Here is a 25,468-nt window from a genome sequence, read left to right on the forward strand (position 1 = left end):
CGGGTCGACGCCCAGGTGAGCCGGACAGCCGTCGCATAGCATGGGTGGCCTCCCCTCACATCTCGACAGCAAGAGGCCCCTACGTGAGTTCCACAGCAACCGAAACCCCGCCGCGGAAGAGACGGAGCGTCCTCGCCGTCACTGTCGTGGTGGTGGCCGTCCTGGTGGTGGCGTTCTTCGTCTTCGCCGGTCTGTACACCGACATCCTCTGGTACGACCAGCTCGGCTTCCTCTCCGTGCTCACGACGCAGTGGGCGGCGGCGGGCGGGCTCTTCGTCATCGGCTTCGTCGCCATGGCCGTGCCGGTGTTCATCAGCCTGATGCTGGCGTACCGCCTCCGGCCGGTCTACGCGAAGCTCAACTCGCAGATCGACCGCTACCAGCAGGTCGTGGAGCCGCTGCGGCGCCTGGCCACCTTCGGGATCCCCGCGGTGCTCGGCCTCTTCGCCGGCGTCTCCTCCGCCACCCGCTGGCAGACGAGCCTCACCTTCTGGAACCGCACGCCCTCGGGCACCACGGACCCGCAGTTCGGCCTCGACACGTCGTTCTACCTCTTCGAGCTGCCCTTCTACCAGAGCATCGTCGGCTTCGCGTCGGCGGTCCTGCTGATCTCGGCGTTCGCGACCCTCGCCACCGGCTACCTCTACGGGGCGATCCGGGTGAACGGCCGCGAGATCCGCATCTCGAAGGCCTCGCGCATCCAGCTGGCGGTCATCGCCGCCCTCTACCTCGCCGTGCAGGCGGTCAGCCTCTGGCTCGACCAGTACGCGACGCTCGCGCAGCAGGGGCCCCGCATCACCGGTGCGACCTACTCGACCGTCAACGCGACGATCCCGGGCCTGCAGATCCTGGCCGGCATCGCGGCGCTGGTCGCGATCCTCTTCGTCGTCACCGCCTTCATCGGCCGCTGGCGCTTCCCGGTCATCGGCACCGCGCTGCTGATCGTGTCGAGCCTGCTCGTCGGCTCCCTCTACCCGTGGATCGTGCAGAAGTTCCAGGTCGAGCCCAACGAGCGCACGCTCGAGCAGCCCTTCATCCAGAACAACATCGACATGACCCGCCAGGCCTACGGGGTCAGCGACGTCGACGTCATCCCCTACGACGCGACCACCGACGCGGAGCCGGGCGCCCTGCGCTCGGACGCCGAGACCACCGCGAACATCCGCATCCTCGACCCCGCCGTCGTCACCGACGCGTTCTCGCAGCTGCAGCAGTTCCGCCAGTACTACAAGTTCGGCGACACGCAGAACGCGCTCGACGTCGACCGCTACTCCATCGACGGATCGACGCAGGACGCCGTGGTCGGCGTCCGCGAGCTGAACCTCAACGGCCTCGGCACCAACCAGACCTGGTACAACCAGACGCTCGTCTACACCCACGGCTACGGCCTGGTCGCCGCGTACGGCAACCAGCGCTCGGCCGACGGCGAGCCGGTGTTCATCGAGTCCGGCGTCCCGACGACGGGCGACCTCGGCGACTACGAGCCGCGGATCTACTTCGGCGAGAACTCCCCGCCGTACTCGATCGTGGGCGGCAACGACTCGCGCGACATCGAGCTCGACTACCCCTCGGGCACCGACGGCGCGCAGCAGACCTACACGACCTTCGACGGCGAGGGCGGACCGGCTCTCGACAACGTCTTCAAGAAGCTCGTCTACGCGATCAAGTTCCAGTCCGAGCAGATCTTCCTCTCGGACGGCGTGAACGACGACTCGCAGATCCTCTACGACCGCGATCCCGTGCAGCGCGTCCAGAAGGTCGCGCCGTACCTCAAGCTCGACTCCGACGCCTACCCGACCGTCGTCGACGGTCGCGTGAAGTGGGTCGTCGACGGGTACACCACCTCGGCCGACTACCCGTACTCGGAGGTGCAGAGCCTCTCGCAGGCGATCGCCGACACGAACACGCAGCAGCAGTTCCCGACCGACGACGTCAACTACATCCGCAACTCGGTGAAGGCGACGGTCGACGCGTACGACGGCAGCGTCACGCTCTACGCCTGGGACACCGAGGACCCGATCCTGCAGACCTGGCAGAAGATCTTCCCGACCACGGTGAAGCCCGTGAGCGACATGTCGGGCGAGCTGCTCAGCCACGTCCGGTACCCGGAGGACCTCTTCAAGGTCCAGCGCGCGGTCCTCGGCACCTACCACGTCACCGACGCGGGCTCCTTCTACTCCCGTGAGGACGCGTGGGCGACGCCGAACGACCCGACCAGCGGAGCCGCGACCACGGCAGCCGCGACCGGCACCAGCCTGCAGCCGCCGTACTACCTGACGCTGCAGACGCCGGACCAGGACGTCCCGTCCTACTCGCTCTACTCGACGTACATCCCGGCGAGCGTCCAGGGCGCGCAGGCCAGCCGCAACGTGCTGACCGGCTACCTCGTGGCCGACTCCGACGCCGGCTCGACAGCGGGCTCCGTGGCCGACGGCTACGGCACGCTCCGCCTCCTCGAGCTGCCGAAGGACGACACGGTGCCCGGCCCCGGCCAGGTGCAGAACGCGTTCACCACCGACCCGACCGTCGCGAACGAGCTGAACATCCTCTCCCGCGGTGACACCACCGTCACGAGGGGCAACCTGCTCACGCTGCCGGTCGGCGGCGGCCTGCTCTACGTCCAGCCGATCTACGTGCGCTCCAACGGAGACACGAGCTTCCCGCTCCTGCAGAAGGTGCTGGTCGCGTTCGGTGACGACATCGCCTTCGAGGACACCCTCGACGCGGCCCTCGACAGCCTCTTCGGCGGCGACTCGGGAGCCGACGCGGGCGACACCGGCACGCCGACGACTCCGGACGCGGGCACCGGCACCTCGGGCGGCGACACCGGAGGCGACGCGGGCGGCACGACCGGCGGAACCGGCTCCACGCCGGCCACGGGCGACCAGACGGCGCTCCAGCAGGCGCTGAACGACGCGCGGGACGCCCTGACGGCTCGCGAGGCCGCGCTCAAGGCGGGCGACCTCACCGCCTTCGCGGCGGCGGACGAGCAGCTGACCGAGGCGCTCTCGCGGGCGCTGCAGGCCGAGGGCGGCCAGTAGTCGGCACGGTGCAGGTCGACCGCGGCGAGCACCTCCGCTCGGGGGAGTGGCTCGAGCTCAACCGCACGTACTGGGAGGAGCGCACCGGCGAGGGTGCGCTCCCCCCGGAGCTCGTCGCCGCGGCGCTCGTCGACCCGGAGCCGCGGGTCCTCCAGCTCGGCTCGGGCGACGGGCTCGTCGCGCTCGAGCTCGCCGAGCGCGGCGCCCGCGTGGTGGGTGTCGACTTCTCGATGCCGGCCGTGCGCCGAGCACGTGCCGCCGCCGCGGAGCGGGACCTCGCCGGCTCCGCCCGCTTCGTCTGCGCGAACCTCTACGAGCTGCGGCACATGCTGCCCGAGCCCGACTCGTTCGACGTCGTGCTCTGCAGCGCCGGCGTGATCTCGTGGCTCCCCGACCTGGAGGCGTGGGCGCGCCTGGTGGAGTGGTTCGTCGCCCCCGGCGGCGCGGTGCTCGTCGCTCCCTCGTCGTCCGCTCCCGTCGACGCGGACGTCCGCACCTGGTCGCGCACCTCGTCCGAGCTCGCCACCGCCCTGACGGCGGTCGGGCTGAGCGTGGTGGAGGACGCCCTGCTGCGCGCCTCCAAGCCCGCATGAGACCAGAGCCCGCTCCCGCCGCCGCGTCGATTTGCACCGGCGCCGGAACGCGTGTAATGTCTCTTCTTGTGCCGCGGGGTGGAGCAGTTCGGTAGCTCGCTGGGCTCATAACCCAGAGGTCGTAGGTTCAAATCCTGCCCCCGCAACAAGAAAGTAACCGTTAGAACCTCGGTCCTTTGAAGGGCCGAGGTTCTTTCTTTCCCAGGGGAAGCGACCCCGAGGGCGCCCCCGGGTCAGATACTGGCCCAAAACGCCGTTCGTGGCGGTCTGGACGAACTTTTCGGCCGTGCCGATCCCCACCTCTGTCGGGAGATCGTGCGACCCCCGTCAGTTTCGAAGGTCGTTGGTTCTGACGACCGGGGTTTGCACACGTTTCCGATCGCGTGCGAGATCCAGCTCCAGCGGGTCAGACAGGAGCCGGCGGAACGGTCCGGTCACGTCGCTGCCGGTCACCTCGTCGTCGTCGACGTAGACCCGGTCGAAGACGCTCTGGTTGAGATCACGGCGATTCGTATCCGGCGCGTTCGCGTAGCAGCGAATCGCGTCGGCGAGCAGCGCGCACAGGTAATCGAGCTTCTCGAAGATCAGATCCTGATCGGCGGAGTGCTTCGAGATCGTCGCTTCGGCAGCTGCTCGCGATTCGGCGATGCGCATCTGCTCCCGTTTCAGGCGGTCCATCGGGACGGCGTCCGCGTAATAGGCCTGCGTGAGCCGGTCGAGCTGCGTCTCCAATTCCCTCAGGGTCCGGCGGGCCCGGTCCCGTTCGCGCTGCTGGTTCGGCATCAGGGTGTCGACGTGCGAAAGCACGAGGCGGCGGATCTCCGCGATGCGGGCGTCCGTCAGCGTGACCGTGTCCCAGTGGCGCTGCACCAGCGCCTCGAGGACGTGCGCCTGTGTGGCCTTGAGCGTGCACCCGTTCTTCAACCGCTGCCTGCCGAGGCAGTAAAAGTAGCCATAGAGGTTGTCGGCGCGGTTGCGGCTCTGCTCGAAGGTCAGCGGCTCGCCGCACTGTCCGCAATATAGCGTGCCCTTCAGGTAGTGCCAATGGACGCGCGGCTTCTCCCGGCTTTGGATGCGGGACGCGCGCACCTGCTTGGCGCGCGCGAACAGTTTTTCGCTAATCAGCGCGGGGTGCTTGCCGGGGTACTCGACGCCCTCGTACTAGACGATGCGAACGTAGTACCGGTTCTTCAAAATGGCGTGGACGTGCGAGACGGCGATCGGAGCGCTCGCTTGTTGAGCTCGTCCCGGATCATCGAGACGGTCTAGTCCCCGCCCGCATAGCGCTCGAAAATCCAGGGCACCCACTCGGCGCGTTCCGGATCGAGCGCCACCGTGCGCATGTCGCGGCCCTCCGCCGTCCGGGCGTGGACGTTGAGATGACCGAACGGTACCGCGTTGACGGTGCCGCCGTTCTTGGCTTTCTGGAGCATGCCCTTGCGGGACTCGGTCGCGAGGTTGCGGCTATAGAACTCGGCGATCGAACTCATGATGCCGTGCAGCAGCATGCCGTTCGGCGTCTCGTCGATGTTCTCGGTGCAGCTGACGAGTTGGGCGCCCGCCTTGGTGAGTGCGAGGTTGATCTCGCCGTCGTCCACGCGGTTGCGGGCGAGGCGGTCGACCTTGTGCACGATGACCGTGGCCAAGCGGTGCTCTTCGACGTACTTAAGCATCCGCTTGAGTTTAGGACGGTTCGCCGACCGCGCGCTTTCATCCGCGTCGACGAACTCCTCGACGAGCTGGAGGCCCAGTGCGTCGGCCTTACGTATACACGCTTCGCGCTGCGCTGGGTTGGAGAAGCCTTCGGCCTCGCCGCCCCTGCCGGCTTGGTCCTTCGTGCTGACGCGCAGGTACATAACGGCGAGCGGCTTGCTAACGAACGCGCCGGCGGATTCGGTATTCATGCGGGGCACCTCGGTGATCGTGCGACGCGGAATCGCGTCGGGCCGGTGAATGCGGAGCGGACTTTATGAGCGCAGCGGACGTGCGGCAGGCGGTCACTGGCGGCGTTGAGCTTGACCTGACCGAGGCGCACAGTCACGGCGTCGACACTGACGCCGAAGTGCGCGGCGAGCATTTGGGGTTGTTGTAGGCCGCCGTCCCAAAGCGCTTTAAGTTTGCGTTTGGGCACGATCCCGGAGATCATTAGGGCGCCTCGCCGCCGACTTTGGGAAAGCAACCGACGCCGATGTCCCGCCACGCGAAAGCGAGTGAATGTCAGCACTCCGCGCGAGGATCGTCCCGACGACCGAGGGGGCCAACATGCTCGCCAAACATATGCTGACAGGGACGGTCGACTCAGTTCACCGGTACGTCGGGCAGCGGGTTTGCGAAAGCGTCACCATGCTCGTCGGGAGCGACGGATCGATTGAGCGGTAAAAGCCGTAGGGCGACGCTCGCCATCGAGCGCGACTTTTTCGAGGAGCGAGCCCGATAAAGATAAAGAGATACCCATCTTGTCCGCTGCTACCATGCGAAACGCACGTCTAACCGGGGAAGATAAGCTTCTTATCTGTTCGGCAACGGCGGGATTTAGGGAGTTATAGTTCACAAGGTCGTCAAGCCAACCTGAGCACCGTATAGCCAGCGTTCTTGATGCGTGCGTGCAAGTAACGGCCAATGCTCGGTGCTGTAATCAGTTCATCGTAGAGAGGCCCGGGGATATCAAGGTACTGGTACACCCCGCCATTAACAAACGCAACTTCCAATATCTTGGTCGTGGGGTCATAGCCAACCTCGGCCACGTTGCTGCTCACTACCCGATTGCGATTCATTCGCTTAATTCCTTTTCGTGGTTTCCCGATTCCAAACCCGCGAATTTGGACGCCATGGTTGGGTTCTTTCGGGTCAGCTTCTTGATGGTCACGTCCTGAGCCTTGTCGTTCGCCAGCCGCAGATTGCGTTCGGAGCCGAGCAGGGCTTCCTTCGCTTTCTGGAGTTTGTCAATCGACTTGTCAATTTCGTCGATGGCGGTATGGAAGCGCCGAGCGGCAAGCTCATAGTTTTTGCCGAACGCCGTCTTGAACGAGTCGAGATCGTTCTCAAAGTTGGTGATGTCGATATTCTGTGCCCTCACGAGCGCGAGTTCCGACTTGTAGGCGAGGGCGTTGAGGGCGGCGTCGCGCAGAAGCGTGATGAGCGGGATGAAGAATTGTGGTCGTATAACGTACATCTTCGGGAACCGGTAAGAGACATCGACTATGCCCGTATTATAGAGATCGTTTTCCGGTTCCAGCAAGGAGACCAGGATGGCGTACTCGCAGTTCTTCTCAGCGCGGTCCTTATCCAGTTCCTTGAAGAAGTCCTCGTTCTTTTTCTTGGTCGCGGTAGTGTCGCTCTCGTTCTTCATTTCGAACATGATTGACACGATCTCGGTGCCGGCCGGGTCTTCGTCCCGAAAAATGTAGTCGCCCTTGCTGCCGGAACGCGCGTCGTTGTCCTTCTCGAAATAAGCGCGAGGGAAAGCCGTCGCGCGGATACGGTTGAACTCGATCTCGCAGTGTTGCTCGAGCGTCTCTCCGACCATCTTCGTCGATAGCTTGGCCTTGAGGTCGCGCAGGCGTTCGATCTGCTCTTCGCGGTCCCTCAGTTGAGTCTCGTACTTGTCTTTCAACGAGGTTTCGGCGAGCTGTTTCTCGAGTTCGGACCTTTCGAAGCTGCTCCTGAACTCGTCCCGCTCCCGCTGAACGAGACTAACGGCTTCGGTCACTGCCAGCTTCTGCGACACCTCAGTGGCTTTGAGCTCCGATGTCAGCCGTTGCACCTCCGCGTCCTTCGCCGCCGCGGCTTTTTGCAGCTCTGCCGCCAGCCGCGCTTCCGCGAGGTCCGCGGCGGAACGGCTCTCGGATTTTGCTTTATCCAGTTCGCCCGACAGCAGGTCGCGCTCTCTCTCGAGCTCGGACAACGCCTCGGCGACGGCAAGCTTCTGCTCGACCTCGCGGAACTCAAGCTGAGCCTTCAGCTTTTCGACTTCGGCTTGGTTCGAAGATGCGGCTCTCTCCAACTCGACTGCCGCCTTCGCTTCCACAATTTCGATCGCGTTGCGCTTGTCTTCATCGGCGAGCGTCAGCCTTTCGTGCAGCTGCTTGTCGAACTCGCGGTCGCGGACCTGGCGGGCGATGTCCGCGTAGCCGGCCTCGTCTACCCTGAACGTCTGCCCGCAGTGCGGACACTTGATTTCCTGCGTCATTGCGTCTCCTCTTCGTTGGGCCGGGTGCGAGTACCGTTGACAGCGACTGCGACGTTACCGGTAAGACGCACGATTTCGTCGACCGCGCTTTTGAGAACGTCGGGCACGTCGTCGGTGCTTGCGGCGAACACCGCGTTCCGGTACGCGAGAAGGTTCTTGTTGCTGCGAGCGGCGAGCGCGATGCCCGCTGCGTCGAGGGCGGCGACGAAGCTGGGCCACGAGCCCAGCTCCTCTTCGATATCGTCTTTCCAGATAGTGAACCCCTCACTCACGACGGTGGGGTCTCCGAAGGAGTACGGAAGGGCGCCGCGAGCGGCCTCCGATACGAGCGGAAGCGAAGCTACGAGGGTGTCCGTCGCGGCCCTGTGGCTTCCGTGCGCGTTCTTCCGCGCGGCGAGGACCTCGTCGTCAGTCTTGTCTCTGTAGACCTTCCGGCCGGCGGTGCCGTGATCTCCGTCGGCCATGACGTAGGTCGGCACGCCGAGAGCGTCCAGGATCGCGCGCGCGATCCGGAGGCCACCCTTGCCTTCGACGGAAAGGACGGTGATACCCAGCCGGTCCAAATCCGATCCGCGGACAGACGCCAGAGCTTCCATCACGATCCGGTCAGTCTGCCCCTCCACCAGAACCACCGCGTCCGCGAAGAACCCTTCGGAGAATTCGGTCGGAACTCTGGCGACGATCTCCTTGGCAATCTTCTCCGCGTCGATCGACGAAGCCGCGGCGACGGAGTGGACCGAGGCAGTCGAGACAGAGGTGGCTCCGTCCGTATAAGTGAAGCGGTGGAGGTTGTCGAACTGCTCCGGCTGAATGAAGTAAGGGCTGTGGGTGGCCAGAAGAACCTGTACGTTCGGTTGGACGCTCAGCTCGAGCAGGGTCCTCGCGAATGCGCGCGCACGGACCGGGTGCTGATAGATCTCCGGCTCTTCGAGGCCGACGATGATGCTCGGCAGGCTGCCGAGAGACTCTTCAAGCCGGATCAGGGCTGCGGCCTCGTCTTCGCCCTCTTCCGCTTCGTGATTCTGGCGGGTGAGCGACTCGTCCGGCACCATAGCCTGGAACATCGAGATCATCACCGCGCGCTGCACACCGTGTCCCTGTCGGGAGACGTCGTTGGTCACGCCTGAGATGGTCACGGCGGTGCTGATGGAAGGGTCGATTTTTGGAACGAACTCGGGCACTGTCGGCGTCAGCGACACGCTGGCGTTCGGGATGAGCGTGGCCAGGCGCGAGTTGATGCGGTTGGCCTGAACGCCGGTAGCTCCCTCTATACTTTTGCGGATTTCGCCCGTCAGTTCCGCGACCGCCTCGGAGTGCTTGAGCAGCCAGGCAGCCTGTGCCCGAGCGCTGGCGGCCGCCATGAACGCGCCCACCAGCTCCGTGAGCGCTGTGCCTCGCGAGGCGGTGCCAATTTCGCCGGCGATGCTCGTCGCAGCCGGAATGAGCACGAAGCGCACGCACTCCCGAAGCACGTTGGCGCCGTTCCATCCCATCATCTGGTTCGCGTCCGAGTCGGCCACCTCTACCAGCTTCGAGTGGTTCGCGGGGTCGAATTCCCAGGCGTTCAACGCCTCGAGTACAGCGTCCTTGCTTGCGTTCCCGGGCAGCTCGGCGAGGTCAGGGTGTTCCGCCCGAAGGTCCCGGTACCCCTGTCTGCGAGCCGCGATCGCCTGGTCCGTCCGAACGTCCGCGAAGCCCGGCCCCTGCCGGGCGTTTCCGACGGTCTTCGTCTGCTTGGTGTCCGCGTACCAGGTGCGGCGAATCTCCACCCTTGCGCCGCGGCCATACTGCTGCAGGCGCTCGCGGTCTTTGGCGGTGAGATCGACGAACGTAAGGGCGACTTCGACCGTGGAGCCGGGCTCCAGGGTGTCGGGTCCCGAGCAGCCGTGTACGTCGCTTTCCGAAAGCGCGGTCCCGTTGAAGAACCAATCCAGCGCATACAAGACGGAGGACTTGCCGGACCCGTTCGAACCAATCAATGCGGCGTACTCGTCGAGTTTAAGAACGACTTCTTTCAAGCTTCTGTAGTTGCGAATAGTAATTTTTTCGATGCGCATCTGGCCTTCTCCCCCAGTTTTCGTATCGGCATCCGTCAGGTGCCACAATTATGATTTGTGCGGTTCGCAGCGAGCTGGAACAGCGTGATCTTAGTTTGCTATATCCGATCGAGAAATCGAAAGTGCCTTTCACTTCGACGGCGCCTCGGGTCGGCTGGATTCTTCGTCCCCTGCTAGCTCTGAAATTTCATCGATGCTTATGACCTCGTCCAATCCCTCTTCGCCGTCCGCGTCAGCGTCGAACGGGAAAGCGTCCGCCCGGTCGAGCTGGGGATACTTGTCGAGGAGGAACCGGCGCCGGTACGCCGTGTCGGCCGCGTCGACGACGCTCTCGAGGGTGGCCCAGTTGAAGGCGCCACCGAGCGCGATGCCCACCGCGGGGACAGCCTTGCCGAGGCCTTTCTTGGTCAGCCGGATGCCCATCTGCTGGGCGAACCGCGCTGAGGCTTTCGAGATGAGCGATTTGTTCAGGATCTGCCAGGAACTGCCGCGGACGAGCGCCTGCGTGAGCCGGGACAGGTCCGAGAATGCCGCGGCTTTCGCGGCCTGCGAGGTGGCGGTTCCGACGTTGATGACTGACATTACGAAAAGTTTCTCGGCCGGCTCCTCCGGGTCGTATCCGTAGAGCAGTGCGATATGGCCGACGCTGCGTGAAGACATGGCCAGCACCGCGGCGGCGTCTGCGGTGAAGGCCACGGCGATCGCGGTTCCCGAAGGCGCTGCGGCGGCACCTGCGGTGGCGGGCACAACGATCTCGCTGCCTGAGATTACGAATGCAGCACCTGCGCCCGAAAACGCCGCGACGGCCGGGTAAGCCCACGCGACCGCGCGGCCCTTCACCGAGTCGACCTGCTCAAGATCCAATTTCCGAACGTCCGCGAGCCTGGCAACGTCGTGCCCGCGCTGTTGATGACGCCTTACGACGCGCTGCGGCGACAATCCCAGCCGCGAGAGTCGAGCGGTCGAGTCGCGTGCCGACTTCGCTGCCGTCACGCTCCAATCGACGATGCCGTCCGGAACCGCGTCGACTACGCGGCGCGCGCCCGTCCCGACCGCGCTGGAAGCTTTCGACACCAACTGCCGACCGCCCTGCACCACGGCCTGCGTTTTCGGGCGTCCCTCCATCGCATCCGCGGCTCGCTTTGCTGCCACGTGGACGCCTCCGGCGATCCTCCGATTTGCATCAGCCATCGCTCGGGACGTAGGCCGCTGTCTGAAGCGCTGCACCTGTTCCCAAGCCATGAGCTCGTAGTCCGAAGGTTCCGTCATGTTTGGAGCATAAGGCAGAGCGCCACGCGGCGCGTCGTGCAGTGGTCGCACTGTCAGACAGGAAAAACGGACTCGTCGGCGGTGGCGCGATCCGGCTCGCTGTCCTACCGACGCTCCCACTACGGCCCTGTGGACAGCGACGTTGTGCCGTAACACGTGGTGGGCCAGCCTCTTTGCCGGACGAGCGGTGAGGCCCATGTGCATCATTCGATACTTGCGCTCGGACAGCTTGGTTACGTGTCTGCCTTCGACAGGGCCATGACCGGGACGGAACGCCAGACTGCTCCTGCTCCTGCTCCTGCTCCTGCTCCTGCTCCTGCTCCTGCTCCTTGACCGTGGCTGGTCTCTGTCTAACCGGATCAGTTCCACGGGTGTCGGTAGGAACTAGAGCCAGGACAGCCAGTTTGTTCTCGATTATCTTTACCGACGACTCGCACACTGAACTTCGTTTGATCCCGTGAGCTTGCATGGTCATCGGCGTCCGCCTTGCGAGCTGATGGTCACTCCGGCTCTGCGAAGCTTGTGAATGACCGACTGACGCGAGATGCCGAATTCGCCAGCGATCGCGCGTGAGGTTTCGCCCGCTTCGTACATGCGGATCATGCGATCGGTCATGGCTGCAGTCACCCGGACCACCGGCTTTTTCCTGATGGCGGGCCGGTCTACGTGCTGAGGCGTCTCGCTAAGGGTGTTGGCACTGACAGACGCAAGGACAACAAAAAGACGAAAGCCGGTCCTGAGAAGGGCCGGCTTTCGTCGTTTTCGGGGTGGTGCGCCGGGGCCGTCCGCCGTCCGCGGAGGACTCGCCGACGCAGGAGTCAGTCGCCCTCGATCACGCTCAGGACGTTGCCCGCCGGATCGCGGAACCAGCAGATCGTCGGTCCGTGACCGCGCATCACCCCGTCCGCATCGGTCGGCAGCGACGGATCGTCGTAGATCGCCGTGACGACGCCCGCCGCGTGCAGCTCGGCGACCGCCGCGTCGACGTCCTCCACCGAGAAGTTCAGGATCGTGAACGACGCCGGCTCGTGGTCCGGCTTCGGGTAGGCGATCGCGCGGCCGCCGCCCGGCAGCCGGATGTCGAGGATACCCATCGCATTCACCTCGACCTCGAGACCGAGCACTCCGCCGTAGAAGGCCCGCGCCGCCTCCACGTCGTCCACGCTGAAGCCGCTGAACGCCCTCTCGCTCCGGATCATCGCCGTCCTCCGTCCCGCGGCCGCACCGCCGCGTCCGCTCCGCTCCGGACGCTACTCCGGTCGCCCGCCCGCGTCACCGTCGGAGACGCCCACGGCACCGCCGACAACGAGCCGGGCCCGCTCGACCCGCATCCACGGACCGGCCTTCCGACGCTCCGCGCCAGCGCGTGTGCCGGACCGGCCCGCACGTTAGGCTCGACCCCGATGCGAGGGGTGCTGCTGTGAGGGACGAACGCCGGGACGACGGCTCGAACGAGGGGCTCGGCGACCGCCCGACCCGGCGGAGCCCGAGGCAGGCGCCGCACGCACTGCCCGCGGCTCGCGTCGCCACTCCGGTCCTCACGCCCGTCCGCCCGGTGCGACGCCGCCGGGGCCGCGTGTTCCGGACGACCGTCAGCACGGTCGCCCTCGCCGCCATCGCGGGCCTGGTGGCCGTCTCCGCGCTCCCCGCCTACTCCTTCGACCCGGCGCCCGATTCGCAGGCCGCCATCGAGGCCGCCGCCCGCGTGCAGGCGCTCGGCAACCAGAAGCTCACCGTCGCGCCGACCGCGGTCCAGGAGCAGGTCATCCGCGACTCCTTCACCGCGCCGACCCAGGCCCAGCTCGACGAGGCGGCCGCCCAGGCGCGCGCGCTCGCCGCCGCGGAGCAGGCCGCCCGAGACGCCGAGACCGCTCGCCTCGCCCAGGAGGCGCAGGCCGCGGCAGGCACGACCGGCACGGACGGCGCCTCCGCGGGCAGCGGCGGCACCAGCACCTCGGTCACGCCCCGCGAGGAGGGCGACGACTACCCCTGGCGCGATCAGCTCACCGACGACCAGGGCGGCGGCCTCTCGCCGCTGCGGTACTACTACCGCGAGTGCGTCGACTTCGTCGCCTGGCGGATCAACCGCGACCAGGGCTCGACGAGCGCCCCCTTCAAGTGGACCTGGGGCAACATGACCCCGGGCGGAGGCAGCGCCTACGCGTGGGCCGGCCAGTGGGCCTCCCACGGCTGGGTGACCAGCAGCACGCCCGTCCCCGGCGCGGTCGCCTGGTTCACCGGCAACCACGTCGCCTACGTGCAGGCTGTCAACTCCGACGGCACGGTCTCGCTCGAGGAGTACAACTGGGGCAACGACCACGCGTACCACAAGCGCACCATCCCGGCCTCCCAGGTCGCGCTGTTCCTCTACCCGCCGAGCTGATGGCCGGCGCCGTCGGCATGGCCGTGGCGCAGTTCGCCCCCTCGCCGGACCGGGAGGCGAACCTCGCGACGATAGGGCGCCTGTCCCGGGTCGCCGCCGAGCGCGGCGCGAGCCTGGTGGTGCTGCCGGAGTACAGCTCCGCCTTCACCGATCCGCTCGGGCCCGAGCTGGTCGCGGCGGGAGAAGCGCTCGACGGGCCGTTCGTCACGGCCCTCGCAGCCCTCGCGCGCGAGCTCCGGATCCATCTCGTGGCGGGCATGGTCGAGGCGGTGGACGGCCGCCGCATCGCGAACACGCTCGTCGCGCTCGACCCCGAGGGCGTGCTCGTGGCCCGCTACCGCAAGTTGCACCTCTACGACGCCTTCGGCCAGACCGAGTCGGAGTGGGTCGCCGCGGGGGAGATCGCCGCACCCGAGACCTTCGTGGTCGGCGGTCTCGTCGTCGGCCTGCAGACCTGCTACGACCTGCGGTTCCCCGAGGTCAGCCGCTGGCTGGTCGACGCCGGGGTCGACGTCATCGCGGCACCGGCCGAGTGGGTGCGCGGACCGCTCAAGGAGGCGCACTGGCGGACGCTGGTCACCGCGCGCGCGCTCGAGAACACGGTGTACCTCGTCGCAGCCGACCAGACTCCGCCGATCGGGATCGGCACGAGCATGATCGTCGATCCGATGGGCGTCGAGATCGCCACCCTCGGCGAGGTCGAGGACGTCGCCGTCGCCTGGGTCTCGCGCGAGCGGATCCTCGCGGCGCGCGCGAAGAACCCGGCTCTGGCCCTGCGGCGCTTCCGGGTGCTGCCGCTCTGACCGCCGCCACCGGCCCGACGGTCTCGGGGGTCCGGCCGCATCCGGTGCCGCCGACTCCTCAGCGCGCCATGCGCGCTAGGCCCGCGACCGCCGTCTCCAGCACCTCGAACCGCTTGCAGAACGCGAAGCGGACCAGCGACCGGTAGGCAGCGGCGTCCTCGGGGCGGCAGAACGCCGACACGGGCACCGCCACCACTCCCGCGAGCTCCGGGAGCGCCCGGCAGAGCGCGACGCCGTCGTCGTAGCCGAGCGGTGCCGCGTCCGCGACGACGAAGTAGCCGCCCGAGGACGGTGCGACTCCGAAACCCGCCGCCGCCAGACCCGCGGACAGCAGGTCCTTCTTGGCCGCCAGCGTCTGCGCCGCGCCGGTGAAGAAGGAGTCCGGGAGCCCGAGCCCGAGGGCGACCGCTCCCTGGAACGGCGAGCCGCTGACGTAGGTGAGGAACTGCTTCACGGCGAGGACGGCCGTGATGAGCTCGCGCGGGCCGGTCACCCAGCCGATCTTCCAGCCGGTGGTGCTGAAGGTCTTGCCCGCCGAGGAGACGGAGAGCGTCCGCTCGAAGGCTCCGGGGAGCGCGGCGAGCGGGACGTGCGGAGTGTCGAAGCGCAGGTGCTCGTAGACCTCGTCCGTCACGATCAGGGCGTCGTGCCGCTCGGCGAGCCGCACGATCAGCTCGCGGGTCCCGGCCGCGAGGACGGCCCCGGTCGGGTTGTGCGGGTCGTTCACCAGGATGACCCGCGTCCGGTCGCTCACTGCGGCGGTCAGCTCGTCGTGGTCGACCGTGAAGGAGGGGCCGCGCAGGAGCACGGTGCGGTGCACCCCTCCGGCGAGGGCGATCAGGGCTCCGTAGGCGTCGTAGTGGGGAGTGAAGGTGACGACCTCGTCGCCCGGCTCGAGCAGGCCCAGCAGGGCCGCGGCGAGGGCCTCGGTCGCGCCGGTGGTGACGAGGACTTCGCCGTCGGGGTCGAGGGCGATCCCGGAGAAGCGCAGCCGGTGCGCGGCGATCGCCTCGCGCAGGACGGGGAAGCCGGGACCCGGCGGGTACTGGTTGACGCCCGCCGCGATCGCCTCGCGCGCGGCATCGAGGATCTCGCGCGGGCCGTCCTCGTCCGGGAAGCCCTGGCCGAGGTTCACCGCCCCGGTGCGCAGGGCGAGCGCGCTCATCTCGCTGAAGACGGTGGCCGCGACCTCGCCGCCGGGGCCGAGGAGGCCGGCGCCCGCCGCGGCGCGGGACCAGGATCCGGGAATGCTCACGTGCCCAGTGTGCCCGCTCGGCGAGTCCGGCCCGTTTCATTTCCCGCTGACAGGCGCGTCATAAGAAACCCCCAGGTACGATCGCCAAGCTATCCCCGCTTGGAAGGAGCAGCACCCATGACCGAGAGTCACGAGGGTCCTCGTCAGCCGGAGGAACCCACCACGCCGACGGAGCCCGGCGCCCGAGAGGCGACCGAGCGCACCCACGGCGAGAGCTCCGGAGCGTCGTCCTCGACCACCGGGCCCACCGAGCCGATCCACCAGGGCGGAGCGCACCGCGAGAGCGAGAACCCGACCGTCCCCTACCCCTCCTCCTCGGCTCCGCAGCCGCCGTACACGCCGAACGCGACGGCCGGCAACGAGGCGCAGCCCGTGCGCTACGGGCAGTACGCGCCGCCCGCGGCGAACACCCTGCACGGCTCCGAGGAGCCGCCCTCCTCGAGCCCCTTCGGCCCGGGTGCCGAGTACACCCCTGCCCCCACCGCCACCAAGCGCCGAGCCGGAGTGGGCGTCGTCGCGGCGCTCGCCATCGGCGCGGTCGTGGGCGGAGTCGCGGGAGCCGGCGTGTTCGGCCTCTGGTCCGCCTCCAACGGCGGCGGGACCCGCGTGGTCTCCGCCAGCGGCTCGCAGACGATCACGGTCAACAACGCCGAGGACGCGACGACCGCCACCGCGGTCGCCGCCAAGGCGACTCCGAGCGTCGTCACCATCGCGGTGAGCGGCAGCTCGTCCGCCGGCACCGGCTCCGGCATCGTGCTCTCGAAGGACGGCTACGTCCTGACCAACACCCACGTGGTCACCCTCGACGGCGAGATCGCGAACGGCACCGTCTCGGTCACCACCAGCGACGGCCGGATCTTCGACGCGACCGTCGTGGGCACCGACCCGACCCTCGACCTCGCCGTCATCAAGCTGACCGGCGCGACCGATCTCAGCCCGATGACCTTCGCGGACTCCACCAAGATCAACGTCGGCGACACGGCGGTCGCCATCGGCGCCCCGCTCGGCCTCTCCGGCACCGTGACCGACGGCATCGTCAGCGCGCTCAACCGCAGCATCCAGGTCGCCTCCTCGGCGGCTCCTGACGACTCGGGCGACAGCTCGAGCGGCGGCAGCGAGAGCCCCTTCAACTTCGACATCCCGGGCCAGCAGGCGCCGACCCAGGCGAAGAGCACCATCTCGCTCCCCGTCATCCAGACCGATGCGGCGATCAACCCGGGCAACTCCGGCGGCGCGCTGCTGGACAGCGACGGCGAGCTGATCGGCGTGAACGTCGCGATCGCGAGCGCCGGCCAGTCCTCCTCGAGCGGCCAGTCCGGCAACATCGGAGTCGGCTTCGCGATCCCCAGCGCGATCGCCGAACGCGTCGCGAAGGAGATCATCGCGAACGGCTCGGCCTCGCACGGCCTGCTCGGCGCGAGCGTGTCGGACTCGACCGCGGACGTCCTCGGCGCCCGCATCGAGGAGGTCTCCGGAGGCGGTGCCGCGCAGGCGGCCGGTCTCGCCAAGGGCGACATCATCACCGCGATCGACAGCACTCCGATCACGAGCGCGTCCGACCTCACCGCGCAGGTCCGCGCGCAGGCCGCGAACGCCGCGGTCGAGCTGACCTACGTCCGCAACGGCCAGAGCTACCAGGCGAAGGCGACGCTCGGCCAGATGGCCGCAGGCTGACCCTCCGACGCCGCGCACAGCCCCTCGAGGATCCGTCCCCGGGGGGCTGTGCTCCGCCACCGCGCACAGCCCCTCGAGGATCCGTCCCCGGGGGGCTGTTCTGCGTCCGGGCCGGGCCCCGGGGCGGGGCGGTCCCCGCTGGTAGGGTGGTGGTCCCCTGCGCCCGCGCTCCTCCCGCACGAACTGGACCCATGCAGCCCGAGATCCCGGAAGACGACCTCTCCGACCTGCCCGGCGTCTCCTACGTCATGCCCGTCCTCAACGAGGTCGCCCACGTGCGCGCCGCGGTCGACTCGCTCCTGCACCAGGACTACGCCGGCCCCTTCGACGTCGTCCTCGCCGTCGCCCCGAGCATCGACGGCACGGAGGAGCTCGTCGCCGAGCTGAGCGCGGCCGATCCGCGGATCCGCGTCGTGCCGAACGAGGTCGGCTCCACTCCCGCGGGCCTCAACGCCGCGATCCGCGCCTCGCGCCACCCGGTCGTCGTCCGGGTCGACGCGCACTCCGTCCTGCCGCCCGAGTACGCGCGCACGGCCGTCGAGGCGCTGCAGCGCTCCGGAGCCGCGAACGTGGGCGGGGTGATGGCGGCGGAGGGTCTCACTCCGTTCCAGCGCGCGGTAGCCCGGGCGTACGGGTCGCGCATCGGCCTGGGCGGCACGCCCCACCACGTGGGCGGCGAGGAGGGCCCGGCCGACACGGTCTACCTCGGCGTCTTCCGCCGCTCCGCCCTCGAGCGCGCCGGGCTGTTCGACGAGCGCTTCAAGCGCGGTCAGGACTGGGAGCTGAACCGCCGGCTGCGCGAGCACGGCGAGGTCGTCTGGTTCACTCCGCGGCTCACCGTCACCTACCGGCCGCGGCCCTCGATGCGCGCCCTGCTGCGGCAGTTCCTCTCGACAGGGATGTGGCGCGGCGAGCTCACGCGCATGTTCCCGGCGTCGCGGTCGCTGCGCTACTTCGCTCCGCCCGTGCTCGTCGCGATGCTCGCGACCGGGCTGCTCGTCGGGCTGGCGGGAGTCGTCCAGGCGCTCGCCGGAGCGGCGCCCTGGCTCCTGCTCGGGTTCGCGGTGCCCGTCGCCTACCTCCTCCTGGTGGCGGCCGCCACCCTCGTGGTCGCGCGGCCGGACGGCGCGCGTGCGATGCTGTGGTTCGCCGTGGTCATCCCGGCGGTCCACGTGGCCTGGGGGACCGGCTTCGTGCTCGGCTTCGCCGGGCTGACCAGCAACATCTCCGCCCACCGCCACCAGCCGCGGTCCGACTCGCCGAGGGGCGCATGACCACGACGACGAGACCCCGCTCCATCGCCGAGCTGCGCGCCGTCGCGCAGCCGCCGGAGGTGCGCGGGCGCCGCAACGCCGAGCACTGGACCGCCTCGCTCTACCTGCGCCGCTTCTCGCCGTACCTGACCTGGCTGCTGCTGAAGACCTCGATCTCGGCGAACGGCGTCACCGGGCTGATGATCCTGGTCGGCTGGAGCGCGGCGGCCGCCCTCCTGATCCCGGGGATCGCCGGGGCGGCGCTGGCACTGCTCCTCGGCCAGCTGCAGATGCTGGTGGACTGCTGCGACGGCGAGGTCGCGCGCTGGCGCCGTACGTCCTCGCCGGCGGGCGTGTTCCTCGACAAGGTCGGGCACTACACGACCGAGGCGCTGATCCCGATCGCGCTCGGGCTGCGGGCGGCGGGCCTCCCGTTCGAGACGCCGGCGGACTTCCTCTGGACGACGATCGGCTTCGCCCTGGCCCTGGTGATCGTCCTCAACAAGGCGCTCAACGACATGGTGCACGTGGCGCGCGCGAACGCCGGTCTCACGAAGCTGGCCGACACGAAGGGCGAGGCCGTGCCGTCCTCGTCCGGACTGGCGAGCCTGCGCCGCGCGGCCCGCTTCCTGCCCTTCCACCGCCTCTACCACTCCGTCGAGCTGACGATGCTGGCCTTCGCGACCGCGCTGGTGGGCCTCGTCGTCGGAGAGGGCACGGCCGACCGGGTCCTCGTGGGGGCGCTCCTCCCGCTCGCCCTCCTCGCCCTGGCCGGCCACTTCGTCGCGATCATGGCCTCCAAGCGTGTCCGCTCCTGAGCCCCGGGTCGGCGTCGTCGTCCTGACGCAGGGGACCCGGCCCGACGACCTCGCCGCGGGGCTGGCCGGTGTCCTCGCGCAGGAGGGCGTGGCGCTCGACGTCGTCTGCGTCGGCAACGGCTGGGAGCCGGTCGGCCTGCCCGAGGGAGTGCGTGCCCTGGCGTTGCCGGAGAACCTCGGCATCCCGGCCGGCCGGAACGCCGGAGTCGACGCCGTCGCGGGGGAGTACCTCTTCTTCCTCGACGACGACGCCCGGATCCCGTCCCCCCGCTTCCTCGTCGAGGCGGTCGCGCTGCTCGCCTCGCACCGCCGCATCGGCCTGGTGCAGCCCCGCGTCGACAGCATCGACGGCACGCCGAGTCCGCGGCGCTGGATCCCGCGGATCCTCAAGGGCGACCCCCGCCGCTCCGGACCCGTCTTCTCGGTCTGGGAGGGAGCGGTCGTGCTGCGGCGCGACGTGTTCGCCCGGACGGGCGGCTGGGCGGCTCCCTTCTTCTACGCCCACGAGGGCATCGAGCTGGCCTGGCGGGTCTGGGACACGGGCCGCACCGCCTGGTACGCGGGAGAGCTCGTCGCCCAGCACCCGGTCATCCAGCCGACTCGCCACGCCGACTACTACCGGCTGAACGCGCGCAACCGGGTCTGGCTCGCCCGCCGCAACCTCGCCGCACCTCTGGCGCTCGCCTACGTGGGGTCCTGGACCGCGATCCAGTGCCTCCGCTGGCGTCGCGACCCGGCTGCCCTGCGCGCCTGGTTCGCCGGCTGGCGGGAGGGATGGCGCTCGGATCCGGGCGGCCGGCGCGTCCTCTCGGCCCGGACGGTGCTCCGGATGGCGTTCGCCGGGCGTCCGCCGATCGTCTAGCATCGGGGAATCCGCCCCCGCCGGGGCCCCCGAAAGGACGACGGTGTTCGATTCGACCCAGCTCTCCCCGCCCGAGCGCGCCGAGGCGGAGGCGACCCCTGCCGGACCCGACCTCCTCACGGCGGTCCGCGAGCGCCTCGGCGACGTCGACGACGAGTTCTCCGTCCGCCTCGACGAGCACCTCCCGCGCCTGGTCGATCTGCTCGCCACGGTCTACGCCGGCCGCGACGACCTCGAAGACCAGCTGGTCGCGATCGTCGAGCTCGCCGCCGCCTCCTGGGAGGAGCGGCCCGAGGAGCTCCGCGCGCTCGACCGCACCCGCGAGCAGCACCCGACCTGGTTCCTCTCGAACAAGGCGCTGGGCGGGGTCTGCTACGTCGACCGCTTCGCGGGCGACCTCGAGGGGCTCCGCGCCGAGATCCCGTACTTCCGCGAGATCGGCCTGAACTACCTGCACCTGATGCCGCTCTTCGACGCGCCGGAGGGCGAGTCGGACGGCGGGTACGCGGTCTCGAGCTACCGGCGCGTGCGCCCGGACCTCGGCGACATGGAGCAGCTCCGCGGGCTGGCCGCCGAGCTGCGCGAGCAGGGCATCGCGCTCGTGGTCGACTTCGTCTTCAACCACACCTCGAACGAGCACGAGTGGGCGCAGCGCGCGCTCGCCGGCGAGCAGCGCTTCGAGGACTACTACTGGATCTACCCGGACCGGGAGCAGCCCGACGCCTTCGAGCGCACGACGCGCGAGATCTTCCCCGACGACCACCCCGGCTCCTTCGTGCAGCTGGAGGACGGCCGCTGGGTCTGGGCCACGTTCCACCGCTACCAGTGGGACCTCAACTACTCCAACCCCGAGGTGTTCCGGGCGATGGCGGGCGAGATGCTCTTCCTCGCCAACCAGGGCGTGGACGCCCTGCGGATGGACGCGGTCGCGTTCATCTGGAAGGAGCTCGGCACCACCTGCGAGTCGCAGCCGCAGGCGCACCTGCTGCTGCGCGCGTTCAACGAGGTCTGCCGCCTGGCCGCTCCGGCGCTGCTGTTCAAGTCCGAGGCGATCGTGCACCCCGACGAGGTGATCGAGTACATCGACGTCGAGGAGTGCCAGCTCTCGTACAACCCGCTGCAGATGGCGCTCACCTGGGAGGCGCTCGCCACGCGCGACGTCCGCCTCCTCGCGCAGGCGCTCGAGCGCCGGCACGCCCTCCCCGAGGGCACCGCCTGGGTCAACTACGTGCGCGGGCACGACGACATCGGCTGGACCTTCGCCGACGAGGACGCGGCCGAGCTCGGGATCGACGCGGCCGGCCACCGCCGCTTCCTCAACGACTTCTACACCGACCGGTTCGACGGCACGTTCGCCCGCGGAGTGCCGTTCCAGGAGAATCCGCGCACCGGCGACCGCCGCGTCTCGGGCACCACCGCGTCCCTCGCCGGAGTGGAGGCGGGCGACGCCTACGGGATCGACCGCGTGCTGCTCGCGCACTCGATCGCCCTGAGCACCGGCGGGCTGCCGCTGCTCTACCTCGGTGACGAGGTCGGCCAGCTCAACGACCACGGCTACCTCGACGACCCGACGACGGCCGGCGACTCGCGCTGGGTGAACCGGCCGCGCCGCCCCGCGGAGCGCTACGGCGAGCGCGAGGTCCCGGGGACGGCCGCGAGCGAGGTCTTCGGCGGACTCCTGCACCTGATCGCCGTGCGCAAGGCCGTGCCGATGTTCGCGGGCACCGAGCTGAGCGTCTTCGACCCGGTCAACGACCACGTGCTCGGCTACCAGCGCCCCGGCGACGAGGAGTCGGTGCTCGTGCTCGCGAACGTGTCGGACGAGGTCCAGGAGGTGGCGGCCGAGCGGTTCGGCGGGTTCGCCGCGGAGGCGGTCGACCTGGTCACCGAGATCGCGGTCGACTTGCGCGAGGGCTTCCGTCTGGCTCCGCTGCAGTTCGTCTGGCTGAGGGTGACCCCGGCCTGATCAGCCCGCGGGACGCCCCGGCTCGGGGGCCGTCGCCGGTACCCTGGAGCGGATGACTCCCGCTCCCCGTGCCCTGCTCGCACGCCTCCGCACCGACGCGCGACTCGCGCGCAAGGTGGGCGGCGAGCTGCTCGCGGCCCGCCGGGCCCGCCACGCGGTGACCCGGCTGCTCGCGGAGCGCGGGCCGCTGCCCGAGGGGCGCTTCGAGATCGGCGTCTACTTCGCCGACGGCGACATCAACCTGTACCAGCTCCGGCAGTGGTACCGGCCGCTGGCCGAGCTGGCGCTGACGCACCCGGTCGTGCTGCTCAGCCGCAACGCCAGCGCCGCGGAGGTGCTGCTGCGCGAGAGCCCGATCCCCGTCGCCTACGTCCGCTCCGTCGCCGACCTCGAGAGCACTATCGCGAGCCAGCCGCTGCGGATCGTGCTCTACGTCAACCAGAACGCCCGCAACTTCCAGATGATGCGCTACGGGCGCCGCTGGCACGTCTTCGTCAACCACGGCGAGAGCGACAAGATGTACATGACGACGAACCAGTTCAAGGCGTACGACTACAGCCTGATCGCCGGGGACGCCGCCCTCGCCCGGCTGCACCGCGTGCTCTGGGACTACGACTTCGACAAGCGCGCCCTCGCCATCGGTCGCCCTCAGGCCGACCACTTCGCCGGCGCCGTGCCGTTCACGCCCGACGAGCGGCGCGTGGTGCTCTACGCGCCGACCTGGGAGGGCGACCGCCCCGCCGCGGGCTACGGCTCGATCCGGAGCCACGGCACGGCCCTCGTGCGCGGGCTCGTGGCCGACCCGCGGTTCCGGCTGGTCTACCGCCCGCATCCCCGCAGCGGCGCGGTCGACTCCGACTACGCCGCGGCCGACCGGGCGATCGTCGCGATGATCGCCGCCGCCAACGCCGCCGATCCGCGCGCCGGCCATGTGCACGACACCGGTGCCGAGCTCGGCTGGCAGCTCGCCGCCGCCGACCTCGCGATCCTCGACGTCTCGGCGATGGTCTACGATCGGCTGGCCACGGGGCGCCCGCTGCTGGTCACCCGGCCCGTCAGCACCGAGGCGGAGGTCGACGAGAGCGGCTACCTCGGCGATGCGGAGTGGCTGCGCGCGGAGGAAGCCTCCGCGATCGTCGCGCGGATCGACAGCGCCGAGCACGACCCGGAGTCGGTCGAGCGGCTGGAGCGCTGGGTGCACCGCTACTTCGGCGACACGTCCCCCGGAGCGGCGACGCGGCGCCTCCACGAGGCGATCGAGCACCTGCTCGCGGAGTGGGAGCGGCACGCCGCTCTGCACCGGGGCGACGGCGCCGTCGACGACCACGACCCGGAGGGCTGACCCGGCGGGAGCACCGCCCGGACCGCCGCGTCAAGGGTCGGCCCGGTCGCCGGGCGGCCTCCCGGCGCCCCGCTACGCTCGTCCCATGATGACCCCGCGCGCCTTCGCCCGCTCCCGCCGGCGCCGGTCGGCTCCCGCCCAGCCCGCGGTCGAGCCGGACATCGTGGTCTCCGCCGACCCGGAGAAGCCGGTCTTCACGATCCGCTCCTTCCGCATCGGCCTGTTCGGTGCGCTCGGCGTGCTGGTGGCGCTCGTCCTCGGCGGCCTCGTCGTCCAGCTGGGCACGGTGCTGACCTACATCTTCGTGGCGCTGTTCTTCGCGCTCGGCCTCGATCCGCTGGTCTCCTGGCTCGAGAGCAAGCGGCTGCCGCGGCCGCTGGCGATCACGGCGGTGTTCGCGGCGGTGGTGCTGATCTTCGCGGGGCTCCTGGTCTACATCATCCCGATCCTGGTCGAGCAGCTGACGATGTTCGTCACGAGCGCTCCGCAGATCGTCACCGACATCGCCTCGCAGCAGTGGGTGCTCGACCTCGAGCAGCAGCTGCGCGGCGTGATCGACATCGACGAGCTGATCGAGAGCGTCCAGAGCTTCATCGGCAACCCCAACAACCTGCTCTCGCTCGGCGGCGGACTGATCGCGGTCGGGACCGGGATCGCCAGCGGCGTGACCGGCGCCGTCATCGTGCTGATCCTGACGCTGTACTTCCTCGCGTCGCTGCGCTCGATGAAGGCCGTCGCCTACCGCTTCGCCCCCGCCTCGCACCGCGCGAAGGCGCACGAGGTCGGCGACGAGATCACCGGCGCCGTGGGCCGCTACGTGGTCGGCCAGGTCTCGCTGGCCGGGGTGAACGGGGTGCTCACGTTCATCCTGCTGCTCTCGATCGGCGCCCCGGTGCCGGCGCTGCTGGCCTGCGTCGCGTTCCTCGGCTCCCTGATCCCGCTGGTCGGCACGCTCTCGGGCGCCGTAATCATCTCGCTCGCCTGCCTCCTGGCCTCGCCGCTGACCGCGCTGGTCGCCGCGATCTACTACCTCGTCTACATGCAGGTCGAGGCGTACCTCCTCAGCCCCCGCATCATGAACAAGGCCGTCTCGGTCCCGGGTGCGGTCGTCGTGATCGCGGCGGTCGCGGGCGGCACCATCGCGGGCGTGCTCGGTGCCCTGGTCGCGATTCCGGTCGCGGCGTCGGTGATCATCGTCGTGCAGAAGGTCGTCTTCCCCCGCCAGGACGCCAAGTAGCGGACCGCACCGCGACGGCCGGTCCGCTCAGCGCCAGGGCGGCACCGCGCCGTCGACCGCCGCGGCGAAGCGGCGGACCGACTCCGGGACCGTCCCGCCCTCCTCCGCCGGCACCGGGGCGAGGGTTCGCACGACCAGCGGCACGACGCCCGCCCAGACCCCGGGCTCGGGTTCGTCGCCCGCTCCGTAGGCGCGCACCTTCAGGCTCGCCTCGGCCAGGGGGAGGCGCAGTACCAGCGTCGCCGCGATCTCGCGGGCGGTGCTCGGCCGCACCTCCTCGTCGCGTCCCGGCAGGAGGCGTGCCACCAGCAGGTCGAGAGCTCGCGCCTTTTCCTCGCCGTCCAGCACCTCGGCCCGGCCGATCACCATCGCCGAGCGGTAGTTCATCGAGCTGTCGAAGGTGGAGCGGGCGACGACCAGTCCGTCGACCAGCGTGATCGAGGCGGTGAGGAGCGAGTGCCGCGCCGCCTCCCGCAGCAGTCCTCCGCCGCTCGACCCGTGCAGCAGGAGGGAGTCGCCGTCGCGGGCGAACAGGATCGGCAGCACGATCGCGGCGCCGTCCCGCACGACGGCGACGTGGGCGATCAGCGCCTCGTCCAGCAGGGCGTGCAGCTCGGCGGGATCGGTGCGCTGGCGGTCGCGGAGACGGGAGACCCGGGTGCGGTCGGTGACGGGGAGACTGTCCATCCCGGAATCGTCCCGCGCCGACTGGATCTGCCAGGATGC

Annotated in this window: 22 protein-coding genes and 1 tRNA gene; 13 read left to right on the plus strand and 10 right to left on the minus strand. The window is 69.2% G+C overall.

The window, feature by feature from the left end:
• Window positions 1-83: 83 nt before the first annotated feature.
• The 3 genes from GSU45_RS05530 to GSU45_RS05540 all read left to right on the plus strand — a co-directional run bounded on the left by GSU45_RS05530 (window position 84) and on the right by GSU45_RS05540 (window position 3,780).
• Window positions 84-3,041 carry a UPF0182 family protein gene (locus GSU45_RS05530; RefSeq protein ID WP_208543496.1) on the plus strand — a complete coding sequence of 986 codons (2,958 nt, stop codon included), beginning with the start codon at window positions 84-86 and terminating at the stop codon, window positions 3,039-3,041.
• Window positions 3,042-3,049: 8 nt separating this feature from the next.
• On the plus strand, window positions 3,050-3,634 hold the full coding sequence (locus tag GSU45_RS05535) for a methyltransferase domain-containing protein (RefSeq protein ID WP_159913382.1): 585 nt from the start codon (window positions 3,050-3,052) through the stop codon (window positions 3,632-3,634).
• Between the two features lie 72 nt (window positions 3,635-3,706).
• Window positions 3,707-3,780, plus strand: a tRNA-Met gene (locus GSU45_RS05540).
• Window positions 3,781-3,961: 181 nt separating this feature from the next.
• Here the strand turns inward: GSU45_RS05540 and GSU45_RS05545 are convergent.
• Window positions 3,962-4,723, minus strand: a complete 762-nt coding sequence (locus GSU45_RS05545; protein WP_159913384.1) for a zinc ribbon domain-containing protein — start codon at window positions 4,721-4,723, stop codon at window positions 3,962-3,964.
• 176 nt (window positions 4,724-4,899) lie between these two features.
• Entirely contained in the window at window positions 4,900-5,538 is a 639-nt protein-coding gene (locus tag GSU45_RS05550) for a recombinase family protein (protein WP_159913386.1), read from the minus strand.
• 65 nt (window positions 5,539-5,603) lie between these two features.
• On the opposite strand from GSU45_RS05550, the gene GSU45_RS17365 reads away from it, so the two are divergent.
• Window positions 5,604-5,726 carry a hypothetical protein gene (locus tag GSU45_RS17365; RefSeq protein ID WP_279631110.1) on the plus strand — a complete coding sequence of 41 codons (123 nt, stop codon included), beginning with the start codon at window positions 5,604-5,606 and terminating at the stop codon, window positions 5,724-5,726.
• Window positions 5,727-6,192: 466 nt separating this feature from the next.
• Here the strand turns inward: GSU45_RS17365 and GSU45_RS05555 are convergent, their stop codons facing one another.
• From GSU45_RS05555 to GSU45_RS05580, 6 genes are all read right to left on the minus strand, one after another.
• Complete coding sequence (locus tag GSU45_RS05555) at window positions 6,193-6,390, minus strand: KTSC domain-containing protein (RefSeq protein WP_208543497.1); 198 nt, start codon at window positions 6,388-6,390, stop codon at window positions 6,193-6,195.
• A gap of 14 nt (window positions 6,391-6,404) precedes the next feature.
• On the minus strand, window positions 6,405-7,823 hold the full coding sequence (locus GSU45_RS05560; RefSeq protein WP_159913390.1) for a DUF2130 domain-containing protein: 1,419 nt from the start codon (window positions 7,821-7,823) through the stop codon (window positions 6,405-6,407).
• Window positions 7,820-9,880, minus strand: coding sequence for an AAA family ATPase (locus GSU45_RS05565; protein ID WP_159913392.1), 2,061 nt, complete (start codon window positions 9,878-9,880; stop codon window positions 7,820-7,822). Before GSU45_RS05565 ends, GSU45_RS05560 begins: the two co-directional genes overlap by 4 nt.
• 129 nt (window positions 9,881-10,009) lie before the next feature.
• Window positions 10,010-11,032 carry an EcsC family protein gene (locus GSU45_RS05570; RefSeq protein ID WP_208543498.1) on the minus strand — a complete coding sequence of 341 codons (1,023 nt, stop codon included), beginning with the start codon at window positions 11,030-11,032 and terminating at the stop codon, window positions 10,010-10,012.
• A gap of 588 nt (window positions 11,033-11,620) precedes the next feature.
• Window positions 11,621-11,764, minus strand: coding sequence for a helix-turn-helix domain-containing protein (locus tag GSU45_RS05575; protein ID WP_159913394.1), 144 nt, complete (start codon window positions 11,762-11,764; stop codon window positions 11,621-11,623).
• A gap of 203 nt (window positions 11,765-11,967) precedes the next feature.
• The gene (locus GSU45_RS05580; RefSeq protein WP_159913396.1) at window positions 11,968-12,348 is read right to left on the minus strand and encodes a VOC family protein; all 381 of its coding nucleotides are present in this window, start codon (window positions 12,346-12,348) and stop codon (window positions 11,968-11,970) included.
• Between the two features lie 221 nt (window positions 12,349-12,569).
• On the opposite strand from GSU45_RS05580, the gene GSU45_RS05585 reads away from it, so the two are divergent.
• Both GSU45_RS05585 and GSU45_RS05590 read left to right on the plus strand, forming a co-directional pair.
• A complete protein-coding gene (locus GSU45_RS05585; protein WP_159913398.1) occupies window positions 12,570-13,532 on the plus strand; it encodes a CHAP domain-containing protein in 963 nt (320 codons plus the stop codon).
• The gene (locus tag GSU45_RS05590) at window positions 13,532-14,335 is read left to right on the plus strand and encodes a carbon-nitrogen hydrolase family protein (RefSeq protein ID WP_159913400.1); all 804 of its coding nucleotides are present in this window, start codon (window positions 13,532-13,534) and stop codon (window positions 14,333-14,335) included. Before GSU45_RS05585 ends, GSU45_RS05590 begins: the two co-directional genes overlap by 1 nt.
• Before the next feature lie 58 nt (window positions 14,336-14,393).
• On the opposite strand, the gene GSU45_RS05595 is transcribed toward GSU45_RS05590, so the two are convergent.
• Window positions 14,394-15,590, minus strand: a complete 1,197-nt coding sequence (locus GSU45_RS05595) for an aminotransferase class I/II-fold pyridoxal phosphate-dependent enzyme (RefSeq protein WP_159913402.1) — start codon at window positions 15,588-15,590, stop codon at window positions 14,394-14,396.
• 117 nt (window positions 15,591-15,707) lie between these two features.
• Here GSU45_RS05595 and GSU45_RS05600 point away from each other — a divergent pair, with 117 nt between their 5' ends.
• The 7 genes from GSU45_RS05600 (at window position 15,708) to GSU45_RS05630 (ending at window position 24,742) form a co-directional block, all read left to right on the plus strand.
• Window positions 15,708-17,264: a trypsin-like peptidase domain-containing protein gene (locus tag GSU45_RS05600; protein WP_159913404.1), complete on the plus strand. Its 1,557-nt coding sequence runs from the start codon at window positions 15,708-15,710 to the stop codon at window positions 17,262-17,264.
• A gap of 191 nt (window positions 17,265-17,455) precedes the next feature.
• Window positions 17,456-18,538: a glycosyltransferase family 2 protein gene (locus GSU45_RS05605; protein WP_208543499.1), complete on the plus strand. Its 1,083-nt coding sequence runs from the start codon at window positions 17,456-17,458 to the stop codon at window positions 18,536-18,538.
• Entirely contained in the window at window positions 18,535-19,335 is an 801-nt protein-coding gene (locus tag GSU45_RS05610) for a CDP-alcohol phosphatidyltransferase family protein (RefSeq protein ID WP_159913406.1), read from the plus strand. Before GSU45_RS05605 ends, GSU45_RS05610 begins: the two co-directional genes overlap by 4 nt.
• Complete coding sequence (locus tag GSU45_RS05615) at window positions 19,322-20,197, plus strand: glycosyltransferase (protein WP_159913408.1); 876 nt, start codon at window positions 19,322-19,324, stop codon at window positions 20,195-20,197. The genes GSU45_RS05610 and GSU45_RS05615 overlap by 14 nt, the downstream gene beginning before the upstream one ends.
• Window positions 20,198-20,240: 43 nt before the next feature.
• Entirely contained in the window at window positions 20,241-22,163 is a 1,923-nt protein-coding gene (locus tag GSU45_RS05620) for an amylosucrase (RefSeq protein ID WP_159913410.1), read from the plus strand.
• 52 nt (window positions 22,164-22,215) lie between these two features.
• Window positions 22,216-23,505 (plus strand): hypothetical protein, encoded by a 1,290-nt coding sequence (locus GSU45_RS05625; RefSeq protein WP_167302043.1) that lies wholly within the window; start codon window positions 22,216-22,218, stop codon window positions 23,503-23,505.
• 85 nt (window positions 23,506-23,590) lie between these two features.
• Window positions 23,591-24,742 carry an AI-2E family transporter gene (locus GSU45_RS05630; RefSeq protein ID WP_244229611.1) on the plus strand — a complete coding sequence of 384 codons (1,152 nt, stop codon included), beginning with the start codon at window positions 23,591-23,593 and terminating at the stop codon, window positions 24,740-24,742.
• 27 nt (window positions 24,743-24,769) lie between these two features.
• Here GSU45_RS05630 and GSU45_RS05635 read toward each other — a convergent pair whose 3' ends face one another.
• The gene (locus tag GSU45_RS05635) at window positions 24,770-25,429 is read right to left on the minus strand and encodes a pyridoxamine 5'-phosphate oxidase family protein (protein ID WP_159913412.1); all 660 of its coding nucleotides are present in this window, start codon (window positions 25,427-25,429) and stop codon (window positions 24,770-24,772) included.
• Between the last annotated feature and the right edge of the window lie 39 nt (window positions 25,430-25,468).

The sequence above is a fragment of the Rathayibacter sp. VKM Ac-2801 genome (assembly GCF_009834245.1).
Classification (GTDB): domain Bacteria; phylum Actinomycetota; class Actinomycetes; order Actinomycetales; family Microbacteriaceae; genus Rathayibacter.